The 1,720-nt window shown below is 51.7% G+C and carries 1 protein-coding gene; it reads right to left on the bottom strand.

Going from position 1 to position 1,720, the window contains the following annotated elements:
• Positions 1-286 precede the first annotated feature (286 nt).
• On the bottom strand, positions 287-1,720 hold a 1,434-nt coding region (locus AC0QHF_RS11345; protein ID WP_324704321.1), incomplete at its 5' end, for a calcium-binding protein.

Below are 1,720 nucleotides of genomic sequence, written 5' to 3'. Positions count from 1 at the left end.
CCAGTAGGGTGGGTTAGGCGCGGCAGTAATTTTTCGGAAAAACCCACAACTTTTCATCCGCGCCGTAACCCACCATTGATTTTTTAATTCACAGTTTTAGCAGTGTCAGTCCAGTATAGAAATCAGAAACTATTTGTAAATTATCGCGCCCCCAAACCCCCAATTCTGGGGGCTTTGAGCCGACAATTTTTAACGAATCATTTTACATTCCTATAGGGTGTGTTCCCCCGCCATTCCCAAGCGGTGGAGTCCGTCAGTAACAAGGGGGAGCGCACCGGAGCTAATATTAGAATATGGAAGAGGTGAAATCATCCTCGGCGATCGCACCCGCATCCACGCCACTGAGTCGAACTAAAACTTCCAAACCGACACTGATTTCGGTATAATTAGTGGTGGCAGTAAGGGTCAGATCCGCGAACGTCAACCCGCCGTCGAGAACGATCGCATCTTCGCCGTCGGTAAAATCGGTGATGGTATCGGGGCCGAAACCGGAAACCAGGACAAAGCGATCGCTTCCTTCACCACCCGCGAGGATATCGGCACCGGCGGCACCCACGATCAGGTCATTTCCATCGCCTCCTGTGAGCACGTCGCCACCTTCCCCGCCGTCGAGGGTATCGTCGCCATTATCCCCCCAGAGGCGATCGTTTCCGCCACCACCGTCGATCAGATCGTCCCCCCGTCCGCCGTAGATGACATCCCCACCCGAGTGGCCGGCCAGGGTATCATTTTCTGGGTTTCCATAGAGGGTATCGTCGCCTTCGTTTCCTTCCAGGCGATCTTCCCCCAGGTTGCCGAAGACGCTATCGCTTCCATCCCCGGACTCGATGCGATCGTCACCCTTTCCGCCATAAACCGTATCGTTGTCGTCACCAGCATCAATCCAGTCGTCGCCTCGGTTGCCGTTTACCTCATCGTCACCGTCCCCGGCAGCGATGGTGTCATTGCCTGCAAAGCCGAAGAGATTGTCGGTTTCTGGCGTTCCCGCGATCGCATTGTCGGTGTCCCCGGCAGCGGTATCGGTTGAGAACAGTGGCGGAAAGGCGATCGCGGCGATAAAATTCGTGGGATCGTAGATGTCAAAAACCCCTCCCGGCAAGGCTTCGGCTTCCGATTCGGACTCTTCTTGCTCGAGAATTCCACTATTCTCTGAGATGTCGGAAAGTGACTCAAATTCAAACACTGGAAACTGGAAAAATCCCGAAATAGTTTCGTTGACATCTTCTAAATCCATAACCGTTTCCAAGTCTTCAACGTCTCCGGAATCGTCAATCTCTCCGGCATCGACAATTTCTCCGGCATCGACAATTTCTCCGGCATCGACAATCTCTCCGGCATCGTCAATCTCTCCGGCATCGACAATTTCTTCGGAATGAACGATTTCTTCGGAATGAACGATTTCTTCGGAATCGTCAATCTCTTCGGGAACGACAGTCTCTTCGGAATGTTCGATTTCTTCGGAATGTTCGATTTCTCCGGCATCGACAATTTCTTCGGAATCGTCAATCTCTCCGGCATCGTCAATCTCTCCGGCATCGACAATTTCTTCGGAATGAACGATTTCTTCGGAATCGTCAATTGCTTCGGAATCGTCAATCACTTCGGGTTCGACAATTTCTTCGGAATCGTCAATCTCTTCGGAATCGTCAATCGCTTCGGCATCGTCAATCGCTTCGGAATGATCGATTTCTTCGGAATCGTCAATATCTTCGGCATCGAC

The organism is Lyngbya sp. CCY1209, assembly GCF_055795065.1.
The sequence above is the reverse complement of the archived record's forward strand: the minus strand, read 5'-3'. Positions and strand labels throughout refer to the sequence as shown.